Origin of the sequence: Hymenobacter crusticola (assembly GCF_002154225.1) — a bacterium.
Classification (GTDB): domain Bacteria; phylum Bacteroidota; class Bacteroidia; order Cytophagales; family Hymenobacteraceae; genus Hymenobacter; species Hymenobacter crusticola.
On sequence record NZ_MTSE01000038.1, the window covers coordinates 1 to 21,246 of the forward strand.

At 53.5% G+C, this 21,246-nt stretch carries 14 protein-coding genes and 2 tRNA genes; 6 read left to right on the forward strand and 10 right to left on the reverse strand.

All coding sequences use genetic code 11. The features are described 5' to 3' along the window. The 3 genes from BXP70_RS26830 to BXP70_RS26840 all read right to left on the reverse strand — a co-directional run. Positions 1-2,056: M36 family metallopeptidase (locus BXP70_RS26830; protein ID WP_179197868.1), on the reverse strand; the 2,056-nt coding region annotated here is incomplete at its 3' end. Positions 2,057-2,416: 360 nt separating this feature from the next. Continuing rightward, on the reverse strand, positions 2,417-5,059 hold the full coding sequence (locus tag BXP70_RS26835; protein ID WP_086597211.1) for a T9SS-dependent M36 family metallopeptidase: 2,643 nt from the start codon (positions 5,057-5,059) through the stop codon (positions 2,417-2,419). Between the two features lie 256 nt (positions 5,060-5,315). Further along, on the reverse strand, positions 5,316-5,855 hold the full coding sequence (locus BXP70_RS26840; protein ID WP_086597212.1) for an RNA methyltransferase: 540 nt from the start codon (positions 5,853-5,855) through the stop codon (positions 5,316-5,318). A gap of 156 nt (positions 5,856-6,011) precedes the next feature. Between BXP70_RS26840 and mutS the strand changes: the two genes are divergently transcribed. From mutS to BXP70_RS26870, 6 genes are all read left to right on the forward strand, one after another. Next, entirely contained in the window at positions 6,012-8,768 is a 2,757-nt protein-coding gene (gene mutS, locus BXP70_RS26845; RefSeq protein ID WP_086597213.1) for a DNA mismatch repair protein MutS, read from the forward strand. 209 nt (positions 8,769-8,977) lie between these two features. Next, a tRNA-Gly gene (locus tag BXP70_RS26850) sits at positions 8,978-9,053 on the forward strand. 56 nt (positions 9,054-9,109) lie between these two features. After that, positions 9,110-9,192 (forward strand) — tRNA-Leu (locus BXP70_RS26855). Positions 9,193-9,301: 109 nt separating this feature from the next. After that, positions 9,302-10,552, forward strand: coding sequence for a tyrosine-type recombinase/integrase (locus BXP70_RS26860; RefSeq protein WP_086597214.1), 1,251 nt, complete (start codon positions 9,302-9,304; stop codon positions 10,550-10,552). Positions 10,553-10,809: 257 nt separating this feature from the next. Next, on the forward strand, positions 10,810-11,910 hold the full coding sequence (locus BXP70_RS26865) for a DUF262 domain-containing protein (protein ID WP_086597215.1): 1,101 nt from the start codon (positions 10,810-10,812) through the stop codon (positions 11,908-11,910). Further along, positions 11,907-12,764: a HEPN domain-containing protein gene (locus BXP70_RS26870; RefSeq protein WP_086597216.1), complete on the forward strand. Its 858-nt coding sequence runs from the start codon at positions 11,907-11,909 to the stop codon at positions 12,762-12,764. Before BXP70_RS26865 ends, BXP70_RS26870 begins: the two co-directional genes overlap by 4 nt. A 90-nt stretch (positions 12,765-12,854) precedes the next feature. Here BXP70_RS26870 and BXP70_RS26875 read toward each other — a convergent pair whose 3' ends face one another. The 7 genes from BXP70_RS26875 to BXP70_RS26905 form a co-directional block, all read right to left on the reverse strand. Further along, positions 12,855-13,448, reverse strand: a complete 594-nt coding sequence (locus tag BXP70_RS26875) for a recombinase family protein (RefSeq protein ID WP_218779878.1) — start codon at positions 13,446-13,448, stop codon at positions 12,855-12,857. 10 nt (positions 13,449-13,458) lie between these two features. Next, positions 13,459-13,875, reverse strand: a complete 417-nt coding sequence (locus BXP70_RS26880; protein WP_086597218.1) for a hypothetical protein — start codon at positions 13,873-13,875, stop codon at positions 13,459-13,461. Positions 13,876-14,076: 201 nt separating this feature from the next. After that, positions 14,077-14,370, reverse strand: a complete 294-nt coding sequence (locus tag BXP70_RS26885) for a hypothetical protein (protein ID WP_143436716.1) — start codon at positions 14,368-14,370, stop codon at positions 14,077-14,079. A gap of 127 nt (positions 14,371-14,497) precedes the next feature. After that, a complete protein-coding gene (locus BXP70_RS26890) occupies positions 14,498-17,617 on the reverse strand; it encodes a phage tail tape measure protein (RefSeq protein WP_086597220.1) in 3,120 nt (1,039 codons plus the stop codon). 11 nt (positions 17,618-17,628) lie between these two features. Next, on the reverse strand, positions 17,629-18,081 hold the full coding sequence (locus BXP70_RS26895) for a hypothetical protein (RefSeq protein WP_086597221.1): 453 nt from the start codon (positions 18,079-18,081) through the stop codon (positions 17,629-17,631). After that, on the reverse strand, positions 18,078-19,538 hold the full coding sequence (locus tag BXP70_RS26900) for a hypothetical protein (protein ID WP_086597222.1): 1,461 nt from the start codon (positions 19,536-19,538) through the stop codon (positions 18,078-18,080). The genes BXP70_RS26895 and BXP70_RS26900 overlap by 4 nt, the downstream gene beginning before the upstream one ends. Further along, on the reverse strand, positions 19,535-21,246 hold a 1,712-nt coding region (locus BXP70_RS26905; protein ID WP_179197869.1), incomplete at its 5' end, for a SprB repeat-containing protein. The genes BXP70_RS26905 and BXP70_RS26900, both read right to left, overlap by 4 nt.

Here is a 21,246-nt window from a genome sequence, read left to right on the forward strand (position 1 = left end):
CCACCAGCTTCCAGTTCAGGTCCCACAACGTGGCCGCCCAAACTTCACCCGTGGCGTGCACTTCGGAGTAAGCCGTAGTACCAATCAAGGCATAAGTCAGGTTGTTTACCGCAAAGTCCGTCGAATACGGCTTGGTACGGATACCTGCACCGTCAATGGGACGTGAAGTAGCGAAGTTGCCAACAGGACGAGGCGTTTGGCCAACGTCGCCGGGCTTAGTGGTCATCCACAAGCCGAAGAAGTCACTCCAGCCCTCGCCCATTTGCTCGGCGTTGTTTAAGCAGCTAGAGTTAGCTGGGCCGCCCGTCAGGCGGGTAGAAATGCCGTGGCCGTATTCGTGGGCAATGATGCCGTTGTCGAAGTCGCCGTCGCGTGGGATACCACCGGTTATGCTACCGCTGGGGGTTCCACCTGCAGCGAGGTTTGCCTTCAGGTTTGTACCATCAGCTAGCGAAATCATAACGGAGGGGATGCCCGTGTTCGTGGTGTCAGCACCAGCGCCCATGGTGATGGGGTCGCCAGCTACGTTGTTCACCACTACTACACCTTTGGCACCAGCTAGCTTGGCGTTGCGCACTTTAGCGGAGAAGTCGCACGTACCGCGGTCGAGTACGGCAATCTTGCCGGCGATGGCCGCCGCGTTGAGGAACGGAGCCGTACAGCCTAGGCTAGTCGAGCTGGCGTCATTTACCAGTACAAATTGCCCCGTGAATGGAACGCCCGGCGCCAGCTTTTTGCCGAAGCCAGCAGGTATTGCCTTATAAGTGCCTGCAACGGGCGAAGGCGAATTGATGACTAGCGAGGATGGCGCCGACCACAGATACATCTGCATGCGGGGGCGAGAGCCGTCGTTAGGCGTACCGAAGTTGGCGTTATCAGTACCGCCGCCATCTTGGGCTTCGGCGCGCACGTCGTCATTGCCGAGGCCAGCGCCGGTATAGTTTTTCACCTGGAAGTTGCCGCTCACTTCGTCGAAGCCTTTGTAGGCCATCACGTCGTGCATCATGTTGTTCCAGTAGAACAAGTTTGTGATGGCGGCGTCCTGGTTGGCTTGGGGCACCTGGGCGAAGTTGACGGGGAAGTCAAACACCAAGTCAGCGCCGCCATCTGGGCTGTAACCAGGGGCATTCGCATTTGCCCGGTCTTCGTAGGCGTGCACGTTGTTGCCGCGCGTGATGGTATATTCAGGACCGGCTACCCCGTTGGTGTCGTGCCAGCCGAAAGGCGAGTACGTGGGGTCAGCAGGATTTACCACCAGCTGACGGCTGCCCGATAAGGGACTATCCACCGTGAGGGGGTATACGTTGTAGCTGTTGGGCGTAGCGGCTACGGCGCTAGTAAGCGGCGCAGGCCAAGCGGAAGTGGCTAGGCTACGCTGCGTAAGCTCAACAAAGCTAATCGGCTCGTGAACCGTAAGATCCGTTTTGTCTACTAATTGGCCAGTGGCGGCATCTACGCGCACGTTCCAGTAGTGGTCACCTTTTTTAGGAACGATGGTCACGTCCCACACCAGCACTAGCTCGCCGCTAGTACGGGCTTGGTACATGAGCTTCACCGGAATCTTCTCCAGCGAGATACCACCTTCATCGAAGGTAAGACCTTCGGCTGGGGCACCCGCTTTCACAACGTTTAGGCTGCTCGGCGCACCTAGGTTGAGGACTTTGGCAGCGGCAGCCACACCCTGCACCGCCGTCAGGGAAGGCTGCGTGATAGCAGCCCGGCCCGCGTTAGCTAGGTTAGCCACAAAGTTGCTGTGCAAGCTCACGACCTTCTGGCTTTTGTCGACGTGCACATCGGCTTCGGCCCCGTAGATTTCGATGCCTTGGTAGCGCTGGCGCAGGTAAATGTGCGTTAGCTCGCCGGTTGCGTCCGTGTAAGAGCTCGTCACGGCCGGATCAGCTACATCACCTGAGCTCAGACCGAACTTGGCCCGCTGGCTGCTGAATTGTTGTAGGGCGCTTTGAACAGGCGCAGTTTGGGCCATAACCAAGCCGGGTAGGGCTAGGCAAGCAGCTAACGCTAAAGGCCGAATAGTTGGAGTAAAAGGTATTTTCATAGAAGGTTGTAAGAGGGGAAAGAGTAGGGGCACGCCAAGTGATAGGCTGCTGTCCAAATCTATATATGAATCGTGACACCAAGAAACTTATTTCTGAACATAATTCAGTTATTTATTAATATATTATAAATAAAATACTACTATTTTATTAACAAGTTCTCCATTTCATTGCACCCTCTTTGTTTCTGAGCATCTACTTAATATCCTATAGCCTCTAGTATTACTATCAGATTATCTGTGCGATAACAAAACCAATTTCTAGTATTCAAAACAAAACGCCCCACCTAGCTTGTGACAGCTAAGTGGGGCGTTTTCCTTTGGTAGTAAGGCGGCATCTATAACGCCGCGAGCTCTGATTTTTTAGTGCTGCACCAAAATTTTCTTTGTGACAATGCCATCCGAAGTGCTGATTTTTACCAGATAAAGACCTGCTGCTAACGAGGTAGTGTTCAGCTGCATGCCCTCCTGCTGCATGATAGCAGCTGGCACTTCGGTTTTTTGAAGCACCGTGCCGAGTACCGTGAGCAGGGAAACCTGCACGGGCGTGCGGCTACTGATCAGGGTGCGCACGGTGAGCTGGCTGTTGGCGGGGTTCGGATATACGGCCAAGACGTCTTCGCTGAGCTGCTTCTGCGTAGCAAGTACGCCGGCCGGCAAGTCGAAGGAAGCCGTGTTGTCGTTCACGCTTTTGCTGGAGCCTTGCACGGCGCTGTAGCCTAGCCCCCGGCGAGCAAACACTTGCCAGATCAAAGAAGCATTAGCAGCGTTGTTGTAGAGGGAGTCTGCTTTCAGAATAGCATTGCGCCCATCCACGAAGCCCGGTGTACAAGGCTGCAGCTTGCAACCATCGAGTACCAGCTTCAGGGCGATGTTGTTGCCCCCGGTGACTCCTTTCAGATCCGTATTGTAGCCGTATTTCCTAACTAAAGCCCAGTTGAGGTCCCAGAGCATGGCGCACCACACCTCGCCTACTGCGTGGGTTTCGCTGAACTTGTCTCCGGTGGTACCTAGCTGCGCATAGGTGTAGTTATTAACCGCAAAGTCGGTGGAGTAAGGCTTACTGCGAATACCTAGGTCTGTGGGAGATTCAAAGGAGAGATACGTCCCGACGCCGCGCGCTGTCTCGCCTTTGTCGCCAGGCTTGGTGGTCATCCACAAGCCGAAGAAGTCGCTCCACCCCTCGCCCATGGTCTCGTAGCCAGTGTTGTTGGGCAGGCAGCTAGAGTTGGCCGGGCCGCCGGTTAGGCGGGTAGAGATGCCGTGACCGTATTCGTGGGCAATCACGCCGTTGTCGTAGTCGCCGTCACGGTCGGGTGGCGGGATGCTGCCCAGCAACGACACCGCTACCGACGCGCCCGTGCTTAAGCCAGTCTTTAGCTTGTTGCCGTCGGCCAGCGAAATCATCAGGGAAGGAATCTTGACTCCGATGGTGTCGGTGCCGCCCATGGCGTAAGGGTCGCCGGCAATATTATTAATGACGATAACGGCTTTGGCGCCCGCTGTTTGGGCGTTACGCACTTTCAGCGAAAAGTCGCAAGTGCCCCGGTCGACCACGGCGATGCTGCCGCTGACGGCTGCGACATTTATAAAAGGAGCCGTACACCCTAGGGTGGACGTAGCGCCGTCGTTTACTAATACTAAGTTGCCGGTGAGCGGCGTAGTCGCCGAAAGCTTGCGACCGAAGCTTGCGTTGATGCCCGCGTACGTACCGGCCACCGAAGCCGGAGAACTTACCGTGAGTGTTGCGCGCACAATGCCCGGCCACAAAAACATTTGCATGCGCGGGCGGGAGCCATCGACGGGCGTGGAGAAGTTGGCGTTGTTAACGTCGCTACCGTCCTGGGCTTCGGCCTGCACGTAATCTTGCGGGGTACCGGCTCCGGTGTAATTCCTCGACTGGAAGTTGCCGCTCGCCTCGTCGAAGCCTTTGTAGGCCATCACGTCGTGCATGAGGTTATTCCAGTAAAACAGGTTCGTGATGGCCGCATCCTGGTTTGTGGGAGCCGCCAGGGTTTGATCGAAGGGAAAATCAAAGATCAAATCGGTGCCTCCGTTGGGGCTGTAACCGGGCGTATCCCGCTTCGAGCGGTCTTCGTAGGCATACACATTGTTGCCGCGCGTGATGGTGTACTCGGCCCCAGCTACGCCGTTGGTGTCGTGCCAGCCAAAGGGCGAATAGGTAGCATCGGCCGGGTTCGTGACCACGGCGCGGGCCCCGTGGCTTGGGCTTTCGACGGTAATCGGCCATACTCCATAGCTGTTTGGCGTCGCGGCTTTGGCTGAGGCAACAGGCGCAGGCCAAGCAGCAGTAGCTAGGCTTCGCCGCGCAAGGTCGGCAAAACTTACCGGCTCCGAGACCGTGTAGTCGGTTTTGTCGACCAGCTGGCCAGTGGCGGCATCCACGCGCACATTCCAGTAATGATTGCCCTGCTTGGGCGCAATAGTCACGTCCCACACCAGTACTAGCTCGCCGCTGGGCCTAGCTTGATACATAAGCTTCACCGGAATTTTCTCCAGCGAAACACCACCTTCGTTGAAGACCAAACCCGTTGCTGGCTGGCCGTTCTGCTCGATTGCCAGGCCACTTGGCGAGCCTAGGTTTAGAGCAGTGGCGGCAGCTGCCACCGCTTGCACTGCCGACAGTGCGGGCACTGTCGCAGCACGTGCCTGCGCCGCCACGCCCGCCACAAAGTTACTGTGCATGCTTACCAGCTTGTTAGCCTGGTTCAGATGCACATCGGCTTCGGCGCCATACACTTCAATGCCTTGGTAGCGCTGCCGCAAGTACACGTGCGTTATGCCCGAGGCAGGCTCCGTGTAAGAAGAAGTAACTGCCGGATTACTCAAGTCGGATTCGCTGAGACCTAGCTTGTTGCGCTGGCTACCAAACTGACTTAGCGCGCTACTAAGCGGAGTCGTTTGGGCGCTAGCCAGTCCGGGTGCGGCCAGCAAGCAGGCAAAAGCTAGCACACGACAAGCGGGCTTGGTAAAGGATTTATGCATACAATAAGACAAGCAGTAGAGTAGAAGGGTAGTGCTAGATCGATAAAGGGAGCTTACTTCCAAAGCTACACAGTAACCGGGGAAGAATCATGCGGCCATCCTTTTTTACAATTGATTTAATATCAGCTTAAAAAGGCCATGACTAGCACCGCCACATGCAGCAAGAAGTAGGCGCTGTGGTGCAGAAGCTTTTTGAAAGGAGCTTAGCTCCAATGCTTCTTTTAGACCTAGGCAGTCAGCGGTTCTTCGTGAGGAGCTAGGTGGTGGCCAAGCCCATCTTGGTTAGGAAGTCCCACAGCACCACCCCGGCGGCCACCGATACGTTCAGTGAATGCTTGGTCCCGAACTGCGGAATCTCGACGGCAGCATCACACAAGGCCAATACCTCGTCTTCTACGCCGAATACTTCGTTGCCCATCACCAAGGCATACGGTCGCGCTGGCTCGGGCAAGAAGGTAGTCAGCGCCTGGCTTTGATCGGTTTGCTCTACTGCCACCACTACGTAGCCGGCCGCTTTTAGCTGTTGAATGGCTTCGGCAGTGGTTGGGGCATACTCCCAAGTTACAGACTCGGTGCTACCAAGGGCCGTTTTAGTAATCTCGCGTTGGGGCGGCCGGCCGGTGATGCCACACAGCCAGATTTTCTCGATGGCAAACGCATCGGCGGTGCGGAACGCAGCACCCACATTATGTAGGCTCCGGACGTTATCGAGCACGAGGGTAAGGGGGAATTTTTGCGTATTTTTGAAGTCTGTCACCGTCAGTCGGTTCAGCTCTTCCATAGTGAGTTTGCGCATATGCAAAGGTAGGAAGGCGCTCCGGTGTGGCTGCCATCGACAAATTAGAACCTAGCTTACTGGATTCGGTGCACTGGCCCTCCTCGCCCTTTCGCCGTTCCACTTCCGTCTTTCCTGCTCGTGAAAACCAGTACGACCCCTAAGAAGCCTATTCCCATGCACGGCACACTCGGTCCCGCCCCGGTGATTGATACGCCGCTCATGAAGCAATATTATGCCCTCAAGCAGCAGCACCCTGGCGCGCTCATCCTGTTCCGCGTAGGTGACTTCTACGAAACCTTCGGCGAAGATGCGGTAACGACGAGCCGCATTCTGGATATTATACTGACTAAGCGCGGCGCTGGCACCCCGTCCGAAACGCCCCTAGCTGGCTTCCCGCACCACTCCCTCGATACACACCTACCTAAGTTGGTGCGGGCTGGGCAGCGGGTGGCCATCTGCGACCAGCTCGAAGATCCGAAGCTCGCCAAGGGCTTGGTGAAGCGTGGCATCACGGAGCTAGTCACGCCGGGAGTGTCATTCAACGATAACGTGCTGGAACGCAAGAGCAACAACTACTTGTGTGCCATTCACTTCGGCAAGCAGGAAGCTGGCATTTCCTTCTTGGATATCAGCACCGGTGAGTTCTTAGTGGCACAGGGCGACCGAGAATACCTAGGTAAGCTTCTGCAAAACTTTGCCCCGGCGGAGGTGCTATTTTGCAAGAAGAGCCGCGGCGAGTTTGAGCAACACTTCGGCCCCGATTATTGCCACTACGCCCTCGATGAGTGGGTTTTTGGCTTCGATTACGCCCACGATACACTCACGCGTCATTTCAAAACCACGTCGCTCAAGGGGTTTGGTATCGACGGCCTGCGCGAAGGCATTACGGCGGCCGGCTGCATCTTGCACTACCTCGCCGAAACCAAGCACACCGACGTCGGTCACATTGCTGGCATTGGGCGTTTAGAAGAGGATAAATACGTGTGGCTCGACCGCTTCACGGTACGCAACTTGGAGCTCGTGATGCCGCAACACGTAGGCGGCGTGCCCCTTATCGACATTCTCGACCAAACGGTAACGCCCATGGGCGCCCGCCTCCTGCGCAAGTGGATCGTATTACCGCTCAAAGAGCCCGCCCAGATTCAGCGCCGCCTCGATACGGTGGATGCGCTTTTGCAAGACGACGAACTGCTGGGCCAGCTCACGCAGCATTTGCGCCAAATCAATGATTTGGAGCGCCTTATCTCTAAGGTAGCCGTGCGCCGCGTGAACCCGCGGGAGCTGTTGCAACTGAGCCGCGCCCTGGATGCTATTGAGCCAATGCGGGCCTTATTGGCTGGCTCAGGCATTCGAGCGCTCCAAAAAGCTGCCGACCAGCTAAACCCATGTGCCACGTTGCGCGAAGAAATCAAGGCGAAGATCAAGCCGGATGCGCCCTTGCTTACCAACCAAGGCAACGTATTAAATGATGGCGTTGATAAAGAGCTAGACGAGCTGCGCAGTATGGCCTTCTCAGGCAAGGACTATCTGCTAAAAATTCAGCAACGCGAACAGCAGAACACGGGTATTTCTTCGCTTAAAGTAGCTTATAATAAGGTATTTGGCTATTACTTGGAGGTATCGAATGCACACAAGAACAAGGTACCTAGCTCCTGGATCCGGAAGCAGACTTTGGTAAATGCGGAGCGCTACATCACCGAAGAGCTAAAGACCTACGAGGAAAAGATCCTTCACGCAGAGGAGCGCCTGTTTGTGCTGGAGCAGCAGATTTACAACGATTTGGTGCTGCTGGCTATAGACTTTGTACCTCAGATTCAGCAGAATGCTCGTGCCATTGGGGTTACCGACTGCCTAGCTAGCTTCGCCACCACGGCGCGCCAATACAACTACGTGAAGCCCATAGTCGACGATACCACCCTCCTAGACATCAAACAGGGCCGCCACCCGGTTATTGAACGCCAGCTGCCCCCAGGCGAAACCTATATCCCCAACGACATTCGCCTCGACCAAGAAGAGCAGCAAATCGTCGTGATTACGGGGCCGAACATGGCCGGCAAATCTGCGTTGCTGCGCCAGACTGCACTTATCGTGCTGCTGGCCCAGATTGGGTCCTTCGTGCCTGCCGAATCGGCCACCATTGGTGTGATCGACAAGATTTTTACGCGCGTGGGAGCTTCTGACAACCTAAGCAAGGGTGAAAGCACCTTTATGGTGGAAATGACCGAAACGGCCAGCATCCTCAACAACCTCTCCGACCGTAGCCTCGTGCTGATGGACGAAATCGGGCGTGGCACCAGTACCTACGACGGAATCAGCATTGCCTGGGCCATCGTGGAGCACTTGCACAACAACCCGAAAGCTAAAGCCAAGACGCTCTTCGCCACGCACTACCACGAGCTGAATCAGCTTGCCGAAGACTGTCCACGAGTGCGCAACTTTAATGTGGCCGTTAAGGAAGCCGATGGCCGCATCCTATTTATGCGCAAGCTAGTAGAAGGCGGCTCCGAGCACAGCTTTGGCATCCACGTAGCGCGCATGGCTGGTATGCCAACGGCCGTGGTGCTACGGGCTAATGAAATCATGCACCACCTAGAGCAGGAGCGCGCTACCAGTAGTTTCGAAGATGGGCCAACCGAATTTGATGATGTTCTGGCTGGCTTAGAGGCTCAACCTGCCGAAATTGGAGGCAAAGTAGTACCCCTGAACGGCCAAGCGACGGAGGCCCAAGTAGCACGCCCCCCCCGCCCGCAGCCTGCCGCGGCGGTAGCTACGGCACCACGTGCTAGCTTGCAACTCAGCATGTTCGAACCCGCGGACCCAGCCATGGAGCGCGTGCGTGACTTGCTCCAGCATCTCGACGTGAATACCCTCACGCCCATTGACGCCTTGCTCAAACTAAATGAGCTCAAGCTAGCGCTTGGCGGCAAGTAAGCTTGCTTCCATGCGGCAGGTAACAGAAGCCTAAGGGCGCATTTCTGCGACCTGCCGCACAGCAGGAGAGTAAAAAAAGCCCCTGATTATGAGCTAGAAGCGATTTTTAAGAAAATTTTCCTGCGTTTTTTTAGCGCCACCTCTTGACAGAAAGAAAAAGCGTTGTACCTTTGTCACACCATTCGCCACCGCAGTAACGCGGACGATAAGCGAGAGTAGCTCAGTTGGTAGAGCGCGACCTTGCCAAGGTCGAGGTCGCGAGTTCGAACCTCGTCTCCCGCTCCAATAAAAAGACGTTGCTTTTTGGCAACGTCTTTTTATTTTTGTGACAGCCCAGTACTGCCGGAGTGGTGGAACAGGTAGACACGAGGGACTTAAAATCCCTTGCCGAATAGGCGTACGGGTTCGATTCCCGTCTCTGGTACTAAGAGGTCACAAAACCTTTTAAATGCGGAAGGGAACCTTGATTCTGACATCAGAATCAAGGTTCCCTTCCGCATTTTCTGTTTATCCGTTTACCAACTGTTTACCACGTGAGCTACTCGGCAACCATCAGCCTACGCCGGCCTGCGCAGAAAAACGGGCTCAATACCTTGCGGCTGCAAGTCATCATCAACCGGAAAGTAGTACCCATCCCGCTGAAGGTGGCGTGGCCCGAGGCGCTGTTTGACGAAGAAGCCGGCAAGTGCCTGGCATCCCTGCCAAAAAATAAACAGGAAGCTTCCTATAAGGAATTATTGCAGCGCACGGAAGCCGCGGTGGGTGGCCCGCTCGAGAAGCAAGCCAGCGATATCAACCTGATCCTCGGCAAGGCCCGCGGCAAAGCCAACGATATCTTCGTCAAGTATCGGCTGCAAGACGACTTGGTGCTGACGGTCGATGAGTTTTTGCGCCAGTACAACAGCGGCGCCAGCAACACCGACTTCCTGACCTACATGGAAGCGCGCATTGCCGAGCGGTTTCGCCGCGGGCAGATATCGGAGAACACCCGCAAGGGGCACACCTCGACCCTGAGAAAGCTGCGGGAGTTCGCCGGCACGCTCCCCTTCAGCAGCCTAACCCATAAGTTCAGTGGCGACTTCGATGCCTGGCTCAAAAAACGCCACAAAAGCTGCCTGAACACCCGCTCCGGCCGGCACCGCAACGTGAAGGCGTACCTCGAGCTAGCTCGGCGCGACAAAATTACCTTCGAAGATCCCTACCAGTATTTCGTCAACAGCACGGTGCAAGGTCAGTGGCGCGCCCTGACCCCGGCAGAGTTGGGGCTGCTCGAGGACTACTACGCCCAAACCAAACCAGGCACTACCCACCGGCGCATGCTGCAAAAGTTCTTGTTTAGCTGTGAGTCGGGCCTGCGCCTGGGCGACTTAAAAGCGGCTGGCCAGGCGAAGTTCACCGACCGCGTAATGCAGCTCAAGCCGCACAAGACGTACCGCTATGACGAAAAAGACCTACTGCTGCCGCTCACACGCAAAGCGATGCGCTACCTAGAAGACAGCCAGCGCGAGAATGATATCGAGGGTTTCTTCCTCTATACCGACCAGTACACCAACCGGCAGCTGCAAGCTATTGGTGGCCTCCTCGGTATCGAGACGAAGATCCACCACCACATCGGTCGCGAGACCTTCGCCACGAACTTCATCCGGAGAGGCGGCAAAGTTGAAGTACTCCAAAAGCTTCTTGGCCACAAGAAGCTAAGCATGACGATGAAGTATGTTCATGTAGATGAACAGATGAAACAAGATGAAATTAATAGAATAGACTTACTCGATGCTTGTGGATAAGCGCACAAGATCATTAATACTGATACATATATGTAAAATAAGCTTAGTTTATAGATGCTCGTTTGAAACATAATTATAAAATATCAACAATATACTAACTCAAAAGCAGTATTATCGATGATTATTCATAAGTTCATTTACATTTAAGGCAATCAATTTCTGTGAAATAAAGGCCATATTTTATTACAGTATATTAAATATAAATATTTAACGGATATCATAAAATTCTTCAGCATTTTCAACATTTAAGTAGAGTTATGACACTTAAACAGAATTTATCTGATCTCCAGCAAAAAGCGAGAGAGAGGACGGTAAAAACTCAAAATATTGAGTATGATCTAGAAACTTTAGTGAAGAAAATAGACAAAGGTACGATCAAACTAGATCCTGATTATCAGAGACGACATAGATGGGACCCTATAACATCATCACGTTTAATTGAAAGTTTGATACTAAATATTCCTATTCCTATTATCTATTTATCTCAAGACATAGATGTAGATACTGAAGTTGATGAAGAATCAAGGTATTCAGTCATTGATGGTCAACAAAGACTCACTGCTATAGTAAATTTTTTCACCAATAATATAACTCTAACAGGACTTGAAGCTCTAAAGGAACTAGAGGGGCTAACATATAAACAGTTACCACCATTCTTAATACGCAGACTAGAAGAAAGAACAATTAAGTGTTTGAGAATAGATTCAACGGTAGACGATCAAGTTAAGTATGATATCTTCGAGAGGCTGAATTCTGGATCTGTTAAGTTGGAAGCTCAGGAATTGAGAAATGCTGTAGCAAGGGGACCTTTCAATGAAATAATTAAAAATTTAGCAAAGAATGAGACATTTAGAATCTTAATTCAAGTCAGAAATCCAGATTCAGATAAAAAGGTCCAAAAGATGGAGGACGTTGAGTTGGTCTTGAGATTCTTCGCTCTTAGCAGCGGAAATTATATTAATTTAAAAAAAGGATTTAAGCAATTTTTAGATGATGAAATGAAGAGGTTTAATTCTCTTGACAACAACGCATTTAAAAAGATGCAAATAAAATTCATTAGTACCATGGATTTTATTTATAAGAATTTCGGAGATGAGCCGTTTGCCAAATTTAGGTACACAGGAAATGCTTACAAAAGAATGTCAAAATTCAACGCTGCAGTATTTGATTCACTTGCCGTCTCTATCGCAGACAACATTATAAAAGATAAAAAACCAGAATTATCATTTGATAAGGTACAAGGATTTAAAGAGCTATTCAAGGACCCAGAGTTTTTTGATGCTACTGAGGGAAGTGTTAATGACAGGGAAAAGGTTATCAGAAGAATCGAAGCAGCTATAAATCTATTCAAAAAATGAGCACGTTTATAAATGAGCTAAACAGTAATATAGAAGAAAGATGGAAAGACGTTAACCTTCTTATGAAATTAGCCTCAAGTAATAAAAATAACCCAGAAATGTATGATGTACTATGCAGATCAACAGTTTTATTTATATCTGCACACTTAGAATCTTTCATAAAAGACTTAATAAAAGCAATAATTAATGATATCAATCAGTTTTCAAACTTTAAATCTGCGCCTGAAACATTAAAAAAAATATATTGTAGAGATTTTACTTATCCTAACAATAATTCAAATATAAAAGGAGAATTAAATAAAGATTCAGAAGAGAGAATGAATAAACTCCTAAAATCCATAGAAGATTTTGATATAAAATTTCCTGTGGATATTTTTCTAATAAACAATAGCTACGGGAACGATCAAAAAAATCCAGCCCCGAAAGTTATTGCCAAAGCATTCTCTAATTTTGGAATAAAGAACCCGTTCTTATGGTTAGATAATTGCTATTTTGAAGCTGTTTTCTCCGGAGTATCTGTAAGATCAATAACAGTAAAGAGAAAATTATTAAAATTAAAGAAACATATTCACGCTCAAACTTTATCATATCCCTATAATGTAGACATAAGTATTATTGCTATCAAAGATCCCACACAACAAACACCTGGTACTCAAAACAATCAGGCTGCTCAAAGATCGTTCTGGGAAACATTTGTTGATAATCTTTTAGCTGTAAGACATAGGATAGCCCATGGATCTGCTACAGATGATCCATTAACTTTATCTAAACTAATTGAGTTTCAGAAAAAAGTAAAAATCATAGAACACAGTTTATTATTGATAATGTGTCACAAAGTCAGTATTTTGCAATAATAAAACTTACAACTATTATGACTATAAAATTTTAATGTAATATTATACAGATAGCAAACCACAAGTCGTCTAAACAATATATAGTAAGCATCACGAAGCATATTTTTTCACACTAGCAGCGGCTATGCCCAGTGCTTTACCAATAGCCCGATCGGAAATACCAGCAGCCTTCAGACGTTTCATCTGCTCTACTATTTCCGGATCAACTACAGGCCGCCCCAACTTAGTCCCTTTAGCAAGCGTCTTAGCAAGCCCTGCTTTAGTCCGTTCTCCTAGACGAACACGCTCTTGTTTAGCAATAGCGGCGATGATCCCAATGATGGCTTCCTTGAAAATACCGGTGCTATCTAGGTATTGCTCGGTGTAGCTTTTGAACTGCACGCCAGCAGAAGCTAGCTTTTGTAAGTGATTCAGCGTCTCAGTGACGCCCTCGCGGCTGAAGCGGTCGAGGGCCCAAAACAGCACCACGTTGAAACGACGCTGGTGCGCATCTTGGAAAAGCTTCTGAAACTGCGGTCGGTCCGCCTTACCGCCAGACTCCTGGTCGGTATACTCTTTATAAATGGAGTAGCCTAGTCGCTCGGCAAACGTGCGCAACTCGCGCAACTGATTCTCGGTATCCTGGCCTTTGTCGCGGGTACTCACCCGGGCGTAAATGGCTGCCTTCATTAAAACTATTCTCAAGGTCTAGGGACTATGATAGCAGATTACCATCGTAGTCCGTTACCCGACCATCAGCGAAATAAAAAATTCTACCTATGAGGTGGTCTGTTTTCATATCCCTGCACTGAGAACTCCAGACCTCATAGAGCTTTTCATAGTCAAAAAGCTCTAGCTCAATTTTACCGGCAGGAAGCTTATCCCTGTAGCTTACCCAAGCAATAACCCATTGCAAAAAGGGGATTGTGTTGCCAGGTAATCGAAGATAGGTTAACGCCTTTTCTCGTGAGCTAGGTGTCAAAGAAAAGATAAAATGGAATAAGAGAGGTGTTCCTTTCTCCTGCCTAAGTCGAACGCGGTGCTCCTCTCTCAACTCAACGATATTTAAAAAGGCCGAATCAAAAGTCCAGTCGTCAGTTCCTAGTTGTGTGAATTTGTAAGAAGAATTCATTGGAGGTAAGAATTTGGTCTATGAAACTATAAAGACATGCTTGTAAATCGACCGTATTGTGAGCAGTTTTTCAGGCTGCGAATGCGCGCTGGAAACGCAGTTTTTGAGCCCCGTTTTTTACACCCTTTTTTGAGCACCCAAAAGACGCCCCAACAGGTGAGGTTGGGGCGGTTGCAAATAGGCAGATAGCGTAGATAGTGATTACCCGTTGAACGGCTGCGGCATGATGCGAATACTGTCGACAGCCGTCGCTAGGCCATTGACAATATTGAGCATGCGCCGCAGCCGTTTAGCTGAGTCGTCCGTCGTCTCCACGGTTTGCAGATAGGACACCAGCTCGTGCAACTGATCAACTAGATAATCTTTGTCACCCTGATACTCCTGGTGGATGAGCATAATCACTGGCCGGATGTTGACTAGCATGTGACTGACGGGATCGATCACCACAACTGGTTCACTGGGAAAGGTGTGGCTTTGGACTGAATTAGAGGACATAAAATAGGTATAGTGGTGAAGTTCAACCAACGAACATCCTTCCAAATTAATCTCTAAATCTTACTGTTCGCTACCTGCGCAAAAAAAAGAAGCCCCGTTTTGTTGGCGGGGCTTCTTTCGGTCGCGCTTAGCGAATTGCGTTGTCGAATTCAACTTGTTTCTGAAGCGACTGCGTTTCATCTAGTTCACGCGTGTTCAGGTGCACCTTCAAGTTGCGTTGCCAATCTTCGACACTGGCCAGCCGCGAGTCGAGCCGGTCTAGTACGGAAAGCATCCGTTCCTGCACCACGGCATCTGTCGTACCTGGCAGAGCATCGCCCGCAGTAGCTTGCCGGTCACCATCGCTGGTGGCGCCCCCTTCAGCGTAGCCGCGCAGGCGCCGGGCCTCCAGCCAGTTCTCGACCTGCATCACTTTGGGGTCGGCCCTCATCCACTTCGGGATGACGTACTCGTCCTCGTGCACGACGCCCGCTACGGCGAAGCCCGTATCATCGACCACCTTGCCGTTGGCTCCCACCGACATGCCCGAGAGCTCCATCAGGTTACCCAGCGGGCCGATGGCCATCGAACCAATTCCTCCGGAAGGCATCGGCATGCCACTCCCTGTCGCACCACCTTTGGCAAACTGCTGCGACTTCACCTGGCTCAGCGCGAACCCGGTCCGCACCGCAGCCAGCGCCGTCTGCGCAATGGCCAGCGCCGTGCCGGCACCTGGAATCAGGATGTTCAGTGGGTTGGAGTTCGAGTTTTTCCAGATAGCGGCCACTTCTTCCACCCCATCGATGAGGATTTTAGACGCTGTAAACGCCTTAATCAGGCTGGCATTCTTCTTCCGCGCATTTTCGTCGCGGCCGAGAATATCGATGGTCACTTGCAGGGCACTGCTTGCTGACTGCAATCCTAGCTTGGTGAATTGTGCTTTGGCCTCCTCCCGCTTTTTGGTGTTTTCCTCTAGTTGCTTGTTGTGGTCCTTGTCCAGCTTTTCCAACTCCTTATTGGTTCGCAGGTACGCCGTGCTGGTTTTGCCGGCGTACATCTCCTCCAGCTGCAGCTTAGCTTCCAAGGAGGCATGCTTGGCCTCATAGAGTAACTGGTCGCGGGTGCCTTCCGAAATGAGTGCCGCTTCGAACCTAGTCTGGATCTCAGCTTCACGCCCCTGCTCAGCCGCATCCTCCTCGGCCAAACGGGTATCCATTCGGGCTTTGTTTTTCGCCTCCCCTTCTTTGATATACTTATCGGCTAGCTCCTGCAGCTTCCGCTCGCGCTCCTCATTGATAGCGAGCTGCTGCGCCGCAATTTCCTGTTCGGAACCGGTGACGAGTGCAGCCTTACGGCGGGCGTCCTCGTTGATGCGGGCGATTTCGCGCTGCCGCTTGTCGGAGATGGCAGCGATGCGCAGATCCTCTACATCCTCCTCGTGTTTGACTTGGGCCTTGATGGAGTCCAGGCGTGCCTGATCGGCCTTATTCTGCAAATCTTGCAGTTTCTTGGCCGCTGAAACGGCATCCTTCACGGTTTTTTGCTCCGCTTTGGCGCGGTCCGCATCGGTCACGCCGTCGCCACCAGCCGCCCGTAGCTCTGGCGTTGGGGCGGCACCCCCGCTTTTCACGTTGGCGCTCATTTCCACAACCGTCTTTTTGGCGGCTGCCGCGGCAAATGCCTTGTTGAACTCGTCGGCCGCGTTCTTCCCGAACGATCCGAATTCTGCTTTGGCCCCGCTGAAGTCGCCTGTCAGCGCCTTTTTGATGGCCCGACTGACGACGGAGAAGCTGCTATCTGCCGATGCCGTGAAGCCAGCGAAGTAAGCCGGGCCATTTTTCAGGAGGTCGAAAAAGGCCTGCACCGGCGAAATTAGCAGCTTCAGGTACCCTTTCGCGGAGTCGGACTGCTTAGCCCACTCCACCGTGGCCTTCACCACGTCGGCGATGGCACCCCACAGCAGCTTCGTTGGCGCAAAAATAAAGCGGATCACGTCGCCTATCGCCTGCCCAACATCTTTGGCCGTCAACCCTTTTTCCGAGAAGATACCTAGCTCCCGACCTAGGTCGATGAACGCGCCCCACACCTCCTTCACCGGCTGCATGAGTTCGCTGAAGGTGGCCCCGAGCGACACTAATAAAGTGTAGAGCACCGTCATGGCCTCATTCGTGAGCGTAGTCATCGCCTGGCTGCCCCCCTCAAACGACTTGGCTAGCTCGTTCTGCGCCGCGGCCAACTCCTTCTCCGATTCGAGCTGAGCGATTTGGCGGGCCGTGTAAACGTTGGTTTTGTCGACCAGTTCATCAATGCCCTTGCCGGCATTTTTCAGTGACTTCAGGTACTCGATGCCGGCATCCTCACCCGGGCCACCGAACACGTCGGCGATAACGGTTTGCAGCTGCGATGCCGGCACTTTCGTGTCGTTCATCTCCTGGGCTACCATCTGCAAGGCCTGCGCTGAGCTGATGCTGCCAGCGTTGATGCCGTCGAAGATCTTCTTGGTAAACTCCGACCCGAAAGCAGCCTGCATGGCATCCCCAGTGGCTTTGGTTTGCTCGCGAATGCGCAGGCCGAATTCTTTCACCACGTCGGCACCTTTGTCGCTAAACACGCCGGTGGTAACGGACTGCGAAATGTGCCCGATGAACTCATTGGCCGAGTAGCCCGCATTCTTAAACTGCGGGGCGTACTCCTTAACCTGGTCGAGAAACTCACCGCTGGCGTCGGCGCCCGCTTCGAAGCCCTGCTCAATCAGCTTCATGGCATCTTGCTGGCTGATGCCCATTTGCTTGCTCAGCGTGTTGGCCGCTTGCAGCACCTCGTTGAATTCCTTGCCGAAGGTGCGCGACACGGCCATCACCGACGTGGTGAGCTGGTCGAGATCGGCCCCAGTGGCGCCGGTCAGGCCGTTGATGTTGCTGCGCAGGTTTCCGACTTCCTTGGTGGTTTCGATCACCGTGCTCACCAGTTCCTTCACCCCGTCGACGGCCGCTTCCACGCCCACCTCGATGCCGGCAAACTGCATGGCCTTGCTCAGGAAGCTGCTGCTTTCGGCGGCACCCTTCAACTCCGTGCGTACATCGTTAACCTTGTCTTTTAGCTCCAGGAAATCCTGCTTCAGCTTCTCCCGGTTCGGATCGTCGGACGCCATTTTGCGCAACTGATTGTACATCAGCGCCACGGCGGCATCCATTTCTTTTAAGCTAGCATTGGCCTTCTGGCCGTTGATAATGATCTCGACTTCGCGCTTTTCTTTCGGCTCTGCCATAGCGACTTCACTTATAAGTTAATTTCTATTGTTTTCGGGGCGGCATCCGCAATAGCGGCAATCAAGATGCGGCCGGTGGATTCGCTCATGAGTTCGGCCAGCGCCTTTTGCTCGCGGCTCATCTGGCGGCTGTACCACACCTTGGCCTTGCGCACGTGGCGGTGCAGCTTGCCCTTGTCGTTGCGAAAGCGCCGGTAATCGGCATCCTGCTTTTTCACGCCGGCTCCCATGCCGCGGCCCACACCCATGTCGACGTACATCCCCCACAGGGCGTAGCTCAGGCGCGCCTTCAGCTCCGTGTCGGCCGCGCTAATAACCTCACCCTGAAAGGACTGGTATAACTCCTGCGTCGAGCCGATCTTGAGCTTTTTGAGGTTGGCCCGCCAGCGTTCGATGGTGATGGCCAACCATTGCACCGCAATCTGGTGCTGCTCCTGGCCATAAATTTTGGTCAGCTCACTCATAGGATTTCTTGGTAAGTGATGCGGGCCTTGGCCAGCTTCCGCTGCGCATCAATGGTGAGCGATACTTTCTGCCACAGCTGCAAGTGGCGGTCGATCATTTCGGGCATGCTGGGCTCCAGCGCGAGTAAGTCTCCTAGGCTGAAGGTTACCTCGTACTCGGTCTCCACCGCGCGACTGCGGAAGTCCAGCCAAGCTTGGTAACTGCGCAGGTACAGGCCCTGCGGTCCGTCCCACAGCAGCGAGGACTCGCCCACGCTGGCCCCGTTATAGTTCACGGTGCCGCTGGTCCCCAGCGGGTACTGACCACCGGCTGAGTCCGGCTGCAAGCCGCGGTCGTAGAACAGCCGCAGCCCGCAGCGGCTTTCTTCCCCTAGCCCATAAGCCAGGCTGGCGCCTTTGGCTTCGATAGCCGGCACCAGCCAGGACCGGCTACCATGCGGGTCCTGCTCCTGCACCATGTGCAAGGTGCCGGCTTTGGTTTCGATGGTTTCGGCGCCGGCCCCTACGCGCATCTGTCGCCCACCCGTATCGAGCGTTTTATCTAGCTCATCGTCGCCCTCCGGCGACTGCTGCAAGGTGAAGCCGTTGGTCGTATTAGGCTTTGATTTCAGCTTGAAACCCGAGCGGTCGATGTACGTGGCGGGAAAGCTCACCACTGGCCCCAGCGGCTGCAGACGCATCTCCTTGCGCTTGGAATCGAACACGTAGCCGATGCAAAACAGCTTTTGCAAGGCAATGAGCAACTCCCCCACCGTCATAGACGGCAGGTAGCTAGCTAGCTTGAACTCCGAATCTACTCCCCCACCGGCCAGCTCGGCCGCCCGGTCGCTGTAGATTACCAGCTGCTGCACTTCTTCCTGCTCCAGCCAGGCCCCCGTCAGCGTGTAGCCGAAGTAGCCCATGATTTTGCGCAGCGCCGGCACTAGGCGCGGCTGCGGGCAAATGGCAAAGGCCGCTCCGGTGGAGTAACCCCCATTACGGTAGTGGTTCACGATGCCTTTGAAGCTCGTGTTCTTGTCCCCGTAGAAGGCGCTGTTGCGCACCGGCAGCAGGGCATAATCGGCCGCAGTGGGCGTGAGCACCAGCGGCACCGAACCTAGGTTCAGGTCGCGGATGTTCACCCCGCTGATCTGCGTTTGCAGGTCGGTGGCCGCAGCCGCGAAGTTGTAAGTCAGCTTCTGCCGCTGCTCATCACACTCGCGGTACACCAGCGCGCCGCGCTGCCACAGCGGGCCGTCCAGGTACAGATAAGCGGGCACGGCAGGTGGCCCACCGGCGCCGCGGTAACGGTGCGGGAAGTTCAGCAGCCGCAGGTTCTCGCGAGTCCAGGAAAGCGCGAATGCCTGCGTGCTGATGCCGGGGATGGCATCCGCTTCGAAGTACGGGTTCAGCACATCGATGCTCAGCGAGTCGGCCGGCAGTTGGAGTTGACCATCGTCGGTCGTTAGGCGGATCATGGCTGCCCTCCATCCCCAGCCGTGATGGGCTGCGTTTGGCCCGCAGCCATACGGGGCGTAAAGCGGCGCTGGGCCGGCAACTCAAAGTCGAAGTCCAGCGTGGGCACCGTTTCCAACTCATCGAAAATGGTGGTAGCCTTTGACTTGATTTTACCAGGCCAGTAGAAGCCGTCCCGCTGCAGCGTAACCCGGCGCGAAAGCAGTAGCTCCTGCACCCCAATAGCGGTGGCAGTGGACAGCGCGCCAGAGCCCACGGTGAGCGTCGGCGTGAGCGACCGATCCAGCACCAACGTATCGCCCTGCAAGGGGTCGTAGTGCGGATCGGGGTTGCGGGCTGCTTCGTCCTGCGCCGGCATTACGGCATACTTGCCATCCCCAACGACTTGCAACGTGTCGACGCCGCCCAGGCTGTTGGTGTACAGGAAAAAGCGAGGATTAGGAAAGTAGCGTGCGTCCACTAGGTAGCGGCGCACCTCGCTCAGCACTTCGCCCGCGGGCCCGGTGACGTACACTTCCCAGCTGAGGATGGCTTTGGCGTAACGACCTAGGTTGAGCTGCTGACAGCCGGCCGGCAGATAGTATACCTCATAGCGTTTCACGTTGTCGTGCACGCCAAGTAAGGCAACCTCCTGGGTGCCGTCTGCAAAGTGGGTGCGCACCCAGGCGTTGATTTCCGTGACCTCGAACGAGTTGTGCAGGTAGTACAGGTACTGCGGAGCCTCGGGCAGCGTGAGCAGATTATTAGGCTGCCACGTCAGGAAGGGCTTGGCCGCAGCCTGGTAGGAAGTAAACCAGGTGTTGGCCGCATACTCGTAAAAATCGAGTCCCCCGAGCACGACATATTGCTGCTTCTGCACCTGAAATGGCGCGTTTTCGGGGGGCGTGCCGTACCGCTCGCACGATTGCAAATAGAAGCGTTTGAACAGCGAATCGGCCCGTGAAAAACTACTTTCCTGCACGGCAGGAAGATGCTCCTGCAAATACACCTGCAGCAGCGTTTGCACTTCAAACTCGGTGCGGCCGTCCCGGTCGGCGGGTTGCTCAATCGGTGCACCGATGCGCACGAAAACGTCACTCAAGTACTCTAGCTCAATCCAGACTTCACACAAGAAGCTCAGGTTGGGTTTGGTCGTTTTGTCGGCGCGGTACTCGTCGCCGGCATCGAGCGGAAGCAGGATCGGATTTTCGCTGAAGTAAAAACGATACGGGTCGATAACGACTTCGACCGTTTCAGCCGCGCAATTAAGCGAGTCGGTAACAACGCAGTAGTACTTACCAGGCGCTAAGTCTTTCCGAATAGCCGTGGTGGGGCCATCATCCCAGGTATAGGCGTACGGGCCAACGCCCCCACTGGCCACCAGTTCGATGGAGTTGTCGCTTTTCTTCAGCAGCACCTGCAGGCGCGAGTTCTGCGTGAGCGTGCGGGTTAGCTCTGCGAACTTGCCGGTGGGCACATCCGTCACTTTCACCTTATAGGTGCCAACCTTCAGCGCATACCGATCCTTGCCAGTCTCACCGTCACTCCAGAGGTAAGAATAGGGTCCCGGTAAGCCGCTGGGCGTTAGCTGAATGGCACCTGTAGTTTGCCCGAAACAGTTGATGTTCGTAACAGCCGCGTCGACCTTCAGCTGCCCAATGGTCGTGGGTACCATGTTGGCGTGCCCGTTGCCATCGTGGTAGTAATCGTAGCGGGTGGCCGCGTCTTCGT